Source organism: Nocardia sp. 2TAF39 (genome assembly GCF_052114905.1).
Lineage (GTDB): Bacteria > Actinomycetota > Actinomycetes > Mycobacteriales > Mycobacteriaceae > Nocardia.
On record NZ_JBFRFQ010000064.1, the window covers coordinates 26,010 to 32,506 of the forward strand.

Consider the following 6,497-nt stretch of genomic DNA (forward strand, 5'->3'; position numbering starts at 1 on the left):
CTTCGCATCGGCTGCAGCCGATGCGGCGCGGCAGAATTGGCACGAAATACCTTTGGAAAGTAGGCTACTCAAAGTAGCAGCAGTTGTTCGGCGGCCGAAAACGGGGATGCGCGGATGACCGCGTCCCCAGAACACACGAACATCTGGAGTTACATCCTTGAGTACGCCACAGTCCCGGGCGGACACTCCGACCTGTCCGGTCGTCCACGGCTCGCCGATGGCTTCCGAAGGTCCGAGGGTGCCGCTGTACTCGTCGGAATTCGCCTCGGATCCGCACCGTGCTTACGACGAAATGCGAAGACAGTACGGCTCTTTGGCTCCGGTTGAGCTGGCGCCGGGCGTGCCGGCCACGTTGGTGGTCGGGTATGACACCGCGCTGCGGATCCTCAACGATCCCGAGCACTTCCCTGCCGATCCGCGCACCTGGCAGCAGAACATCCCGGCCGACTGCCCCGTCCGGCCGCTTATGGAGTGGCGTCCCAACGGGAGTCGAAACGACGGAGCGGTCCTCCTGCGCTACCGGCAGGCAATCACCATGAGTATCGACGCGGTAGATCTGTACGCTCTCGACGCCACCGTGGAGAAGATCGCCATCCCGCTGGTCAACACCTTTTGCCAGGCCGGTGCAGCCGACCTGATCAGCCAGTACGCGTTCCCGCTTGCCTTCGCGGTCACCGATTCCCTGCTCGGCTGCCCGCCGGAGATCGGACAGCGGGTCGCCGCAGGCATGGCCGCGATGCTCGAGGGGATCGAAGCCGAGGACGGCAACAAGATGATCGCCGAGGCGCTGCTGGAACTGGTGGCCCTCAAACGGACCCATCCTGGCAACGACATCACCTCGCTACTGCTGCGGCATCCGGCCGAACTCGATGAACTGGAAATGATCCACCAGCTGACGAGCTTCTACGGCGCCGGGATCGAACTGCAACAGAACCTGATCGGCAACACCCTGCTGCTGATCCTCACCGACGAACGCTTCGGCGGAAGTGTCCTGGGCGGGACCCTGTCCACCCGCGACGCCCTGGACGAAGTCTTGTTCGACAACCCGCCGCTGGCGAACCTCCTCACCACCTATCCCCGTCAGCCGATCCTCATCGACGACGTCTGGCTGCCCGCGCATCAGCCGATCCTCATCAGCATGGCCGGCTGCAACAACGACCCCGCGATCCGGACCGAGAATCACACCGGCAATCGCTCGCATCTGGCGTGGGGCATCGGCCCACACGCCTGCCCCGCGCAGTCGCTGGCCTACCTGATCGCTCAGGACGCGATCGATCAGCTTCTCGATGCGCTGCCCGAGATCCAGCTGGCCATACCGGCCGACGCACCGACCTGGCGGCCTGGTCCCTTCCACCGGGCCTTGGCGGCTCTGCCGGTCACCTTTCCCCCCTCTGCTCCGTTGAACGAGTACTGAGAATCTCGCAATCTCCCACACGCGCCGGAAGCGGCTACCGGCTGCCGAGTTGAATGGGCAGGCGTCGGGTGCCGGCATGCAGTTCGGTGACGAGATCCTCGTAGCCGGTGGCCAGATCGTCGAGCTGGGTCCGGACGTCGTAGAACACCATCTCGAACCCGTTGGTCAGCATCAAGTATGCGTGCGCCGTGAGCTGAGCCATCCGGTCGACGATATGCCCCACGGTCTCGGTGTGCAGCAGCGCATGCGGCGACGGCACTGGTGTCATGACCGCTACCCAGCGGTCGATGGCCTCCGCCCACCGCAACCGTGCCCGATCGATCTCGTCGGTCTCCCCAGCTGGTCGGCGCAACCGTACCTCGTGGAGCTCGGCGAGTTCACCGGCAGCGGTAAGGATCGGATTGCGGCCCTTCGGCCACCCTCGGCACGCCTCCAGCAGCGAGTCTTTGCCCGGCAGCATGCACTCGTGACGCCGCGTGGTCACCAGCCCTCCCCCGCCGGTACCGGCAGTCGCCGCACCCCGACGACCACCTGCGCGACCAGGTCGTTGTATCCGTCGACCAGCTCGGCCAGTCGGAACCAAGCGGCGTGCATCCGAGGATCTCCGGCGTTCGCGCAGGTCATGAGCACGGCATCGGCACGAACCTTGGCGTCTGCGATGCGATCGATCACCGATCCGAGCGTCTCGGTGTGCAGTGCGACACCCTGATGGTGCTGCGGTACCTGCTGCTCGGTCCACACGTCGATCGCATGCACGAGATAGCCACGCGCACCACCATTCTCGGGCGCCACAACCGCTTCATCGTGGTCGGCGATGGCTGTGCGATGCAGGCCGGCGAGCAGGCACGCCCACCGCGCCAACGGATGGTCACCAGCGCGGTCACCGCGGATGGCACGCAGCAGCTCCTCGCCGGACAGCAACGGTTCCATCCGGTCTACTATCGTTCGTTGCGTCGGATGTTCGGCCTTCATTTCTCGAATGCCCTTGCCGCTGTAGTTTTCACAGCGCCTGTGACAGTTCCTGGTTCGGCGCCTCGAGCGGCTGGAGAGATGATGGTGGCCATGGTTCCTCATTGGTGATCTCGGTACGGCACTGAGCATCGACCTCACCTGTGCCACTTTCCACCGGGATGGATGCAGCGAGGCCGTGAAAGCCGTTTCCGCGGCCTCGGAATGTCACGGAAACGGCTTTCATGACATATTTCAAAGAAATGCAGCGAGGGCTTTGTTGAAGCGCTCCGGTTCCTCGAAGAACGGTACGTGACCGCTCTGCTCGAACCGCACTGCCTCCGCATTCGGAAGCTGCGAGGCAAGCCATTCGGCGAGTGGGCCCGGGAATATCTTGCTTTGCGCACCATAGATCAGCAGCGTCGGCACAGTAACCTCGGACAGTACCGGCCGGAAATCGGCGAAGGCCATGTCGTACCAAATGGCGCATGCCGCCGAAGTCGACATCTTCGTCGTCTCCGCATACACGGCGTCGATCACGTCGCCAGGCGGTGCTTCGGCGAAGCAGGCGGCGATGAACGGCTTGATCACCGACGGGCGAGCGTGTTTCACCGCCTGAACGAACACTGCGAGGTCACTCTCGGTATAGCCCCCTTGGAGCGGGAAGTCCCACCCCTGCGTACCGAGGAAACGCGGTGACTGATCGACGAAGACCACCGATCGCAACTGCCCACATCCGAATTGCCGCACGTACGCGAATATCACGGCGGCACCCATCGACCAGCCCACCAGGCACACGTCATCGAGTGCGAGATGCTGCAGCAGGCTACGGATGTCGCGCGCGTACTGCGCCAGAGTATGGCCATCGTCGGTCTTACCGGAGGCACCGTGTCCGCGCAGGTCCACCGTGATCACTCGATTGCCCTCTGACAGCGCAGGGACGTTCTGTGCCCAGAAAGTGGAGTTCATCGTCCAGCCGTGAATAAGCACGACGGGACGACCGGCACCGTGATCCTCGTAGTACATCGGCACGCCATCCGGCAGTTCCAGGTAGGGCATCAATGACCTCCAGATCGTGGAAAATTGTCTTCTCGTACCATGGCGTGCCCGCCGGCACCGGCCAAGGCGGCTGCGAGGGGTTGCGTACACGTTGCATGAGAGCCGAATGGTTGCGGACCGGCTTACTCACATTGCGGCAGAGCGGGAATGTCTACGGCGATCACCCGATTACTCGACAGCGCGGTCGACGGTTGCCGAGAAGCTCGGGATGTGGTGCTCATCGTCCTGCCGTAAATAATGAGAATCGCCTTCGCGCCCATGGCATGCCCGCCTTCGCAAAGCAAGGCGAAAAGGCGGGGTTGCATAAACGTTGCAGCGATGACGTCGCCGTTGCAGCGAGATTGCAACAGGGTTAGGCTCTTTTCGACGCCGTGAACGATTCAGCGGGGAAACCGGCGGGACAATCCCGAGCCGACTGGCATGACACGAGGCAGACGCGGTTGGTGACGAGGCAGACGCAGTTGGTGCGTGCGGATGTACGCGCCTCATGGGATCGTGCGCAACGCTGGGGTCTGCATCCCGACCGGCATCTTCCCCAAGTAGGTTTGGCTGAAGACGAGGTCCGCACCTGGCGCCGCGAACATCAGATGGCCAGCATCTGGCCGACGCTGTTCGCGAGTCTGGAGACTGCGGCGTCGATGCCGGGCCACGTGTTGTTCGGTGCCGACGCCGACGGCCATCTCCTCTGGGTCCATGGCGATTCCGACGCCCGCCATGTGGCAGAACGGGCAAACCTCGTCCCGGGAGCACGCTGGCACGAAACCGAAGCAGGTACCAATGGCGTCGGCACAGCCCTGGCCCTCGGCAGACCCTTCCAGGTCCGCGGCACCGAGCACTACCTGTCCGTTGCCGCGGACTTCACCTGCACGGCGGCCCCCATCAGGGACCCGGCCACCGGTGCGGTGATCGGAGTCGTCGACATCACCAGCAAACTCCGCAACACGAGTTCGCTTGCGCTGCCGTTGGTTACGACGGCAGCCCGCCTCGCGGAGGCGCATCTGCGTGACCTTGTCCGGCAACGTGATGCGGAATTGCGCATTCGTTACCTCGACCGCGTCCTCAACCGTGTCGGCGACCACTGTGCCCTTGTGTCGGAGGAGGGGCGATTGCTGCATGCGGCGCCGGCGGGGTGGCTGCCCGCCAGGTGGCCCGCACCGGTGATAGAGGGGGTAACCAGACTGCCCGATGGACGTCGGGTCGTTGTCGAACGACTGTCGCCAAGCGGCCCGTTCTCCGTCTACGCACTGCCGAACGACATTTCGGGCGAACTAGCCCCACGAGTGAGCGCGCTGGGTCGTGACCGCGCCGTACTGTGGATGGACGGGATCGCTCACGAACTCAGTCTCCGGCACAGCGAGGTGGTAGTTCTCCTGCTGGCCAATCCGGATGGACTGACCGCGGCAACCTTGGCCCGAGAGCTGTACGGCAGCACCGGAAAAGAAGTGACGGTCCGAGCGGAACTCGCACGGCTTCGACGAATTGTCGGGTATCGCCTGTCCTCGGATCCCTACCGCCTCGACAGCCGAATCGGCGCCGATTTCCAACAGCCAGGTGCAGAAGTCGCGAAAAGACCCGTGGGCGATCTTCCGGGCGGCTACCCGGGCGAATTACTACCGGCATCACAGGCCCCTGGCGTTCGGCGGCTGCGGGAGCAACTCCGTGACCGGCTGTCGTCCAGCGGCTCGGCGGGGTAGTCAGTTCTGGGGCGGACCGTCGCCGGTGGGCATCGTCCCGAATTGCCAGTGCGACGGCGGAGCAGACCGTCAGTCACGGTATCGCGATCGGATGCGACACCGCGCAGAGTACGGCGACGGCGGCCACCACCACAGTAAGGATGAAGAATTCGGCGGTGGCGAAACCAGTCATCCGGGACTCGCGGATGATCGCGTCGACCGCAATTCCGTACTGTTGTCCAGGTGGCTGAAGACTCGACCACGCGGATCGTCGTGACGGATTCTTATCGCACTATCGACAACCCTTCCGCGGAGGACCTGCACGACATCATCGCGGACCTGAATCTGAGCGTTCCGTTCGTGGTGGTCGACCGGCTCGATGGGCCCGATCCTGGTGACTACTACATACAGCTGCATCTCGACGAGCAAGTGAGCCCGGACGACGGCCACAGCTACATCATCGAGTTCCGCGACGGTGGGCCGGATGCGCATTTCCGCTCTGTGGTCAGCGATGATGCGCCGTGGGACAGCGCCTTCTCACCCGCGTTCGACGCTGTGGTGAAGGTGGTCCAAGACTGGGCGTTCCAGCGAGAGCGCTGGCGAGCAGCGCTCCAGTGGGAACGACTGGAGTTCAATAGTTGATCAGCTCGGCCAGCCGGTCTTGGTGATCATTTGATCTGCCCGGAAACTTCGGGCCGATCATCTGAAGCAACGTGAGGATCGAGACGTGGAGCACCGCTGTCGGCTGAGCGATCGGTTAAGTCTCGCCTCGGACCGCATACCGTCGTGCACGAACGTCACTAAGGCTCCCTGGACGTGTCAGGCTTCATTCGCCCGGTGTCAATCAGTACTTGGCGAGCTGCTGCCTTGCGCGGACATTGGTCGGTGCGACAGTCTCTGTGCCGCTGCATGGTCAGGTGCGCTTCGGGACTGGTGAGCGGGTGATCCGGTGCCTCATGCGGCCACCCGGTAGGCCACACCCCCGCGTCGGGCAGCTCGGTGCGAACGCGTTCGCGTCGGCGCTGCGCTCGCCACTCGTCCTGCACGCGATCGATGATCGCTTGAACTGATGTGTCGTCTGGCTCGGGCTCGCGCCACCAGTTGAACCCCATCGTGTTTCACCCCTGCCGTGTGTGCTGTCGTTGGTGGCACGCCACCCGGCGGGGTGATGGTCACCGCTGGCGGCTCACTGCTGGCGGTGCGTCCGTATCGAGACAGGATTACGGGAATGCGCCCGCCGGGTGGGTGCTGGGTCTTAGCCTCAATACCGTTCAGTTAAGGTGCTTTGATTGTGAGTTTCGGGTCGTGAGTCGGTTGCGGGTGCTGGGTGTGATGGGTGCGTTTTGCTGCCCATTTGAGGATTTTGCGTTTGACGACGCGGGGGTTGGATCGTCTTCGGCGTG

The 6,497-nt window shown here is 63.6% G+C and carries 6 protein-coding genes; 3 read left to right on the plus strand and 3 right to left on the minus strand.

Annotated features, from left to right (window positions below; all coding sequences use genetic code 11):
- Positions 1–217 precede the first annotated feature (217 nt).
- Positions 218–1,414, plus strand: a complete 1,197-nt coding sequence (locus tag AB4Z47_RS28055; RefSeq protein WP_441955266.1) for a cytochrome P450 — start codon at positions 218–220, stop codon at positions 1,412–1,414.
- Between the two features lie 34 nt (positions 1,415–1,448).
- Here the strand turns inward: AB4Z47_RS28055 and AB4Z47_RS28060 are convergent, their stop codons facing one another.
- The 3 genes from AB4Z47_RS28060 to AB4Z47_RS28070 all read right to left on the minus strand — a co-directional run bounded on the left by AB4Z47_RS28060 (position 1,449) and on the right by AB4Z47_RS28070 (position 3,511).
- Positions 1,449–1,898 (minus strand): DUF4254 domain-containing protein, encoded by a 450-nt coding sequence (locus tag AB4Z47_RS28060; protein ID WP_441955268.1) that lies wholly within the window; start codon positions 1,896–1,898, stop codon positions 1,449–1,451.
- Complete coding sequence (locus AB4Z47_RS28065) at positions 1,895–2,344, minus strand: DUF4254 domain-containing protein (protein ID WP_441955270.1); 450 nt, start codon at positions 2,342–2,344, stop codon at positions 1,895–1,897. Before AB4Z47_RS28065 ends, AB4Z47_RS28060 begins: the two co-directional genes overlap by 4 nt.
- 273 nt (positions 2,345–2,617) lie before the next feature.
- The gene (locus tag AB4Z47_RS28070; RefSeq protein WP_441955272.1) at positions 2,618–3,511 is read right to left on the minus strand and encodes an alpha/beta fold hydrolase; all 894 of its coding nucleotides are present in this window, start codon (positions 3,509–3,511) and stop codon (positions 2,618–2,620) included.
- A gap of 353 nt (positions 3,512–3,864) precedes the next feature.
- On the opposite strand from AB4Z47_RS28070, the gene AB4Z47_RS28075 reads away from it, so the two are divergent.
- Together AB4Z47_RS28075 and AB4Z47_RS28080 are read left to right on the plus strand one after the other, a co-directional pair.
- A complete protein-coding gene (locus AB4Z47_RS28075; RefSeq protein ID WP_441955274.1) occupies positions 3,865–5,115 on the plus strand; it encodes a GAF domain-containing protein in 1,251 nt (416 codons plus the stop codon).
- Positions 5,116–5,337: 222 nt separating this feature from the next.
- A complete protein-coding gene (locus tag AB4Z47_RS28080) occupies positions 5,338–5,736 on the plus strand; it encodes a hypothetical protein (RefSeq protein WP_441955275.1) in 399 nt (132 codons plus the stop codon).
- Positions 5,737–6,497: the final 761 nt, after the last annotated feature.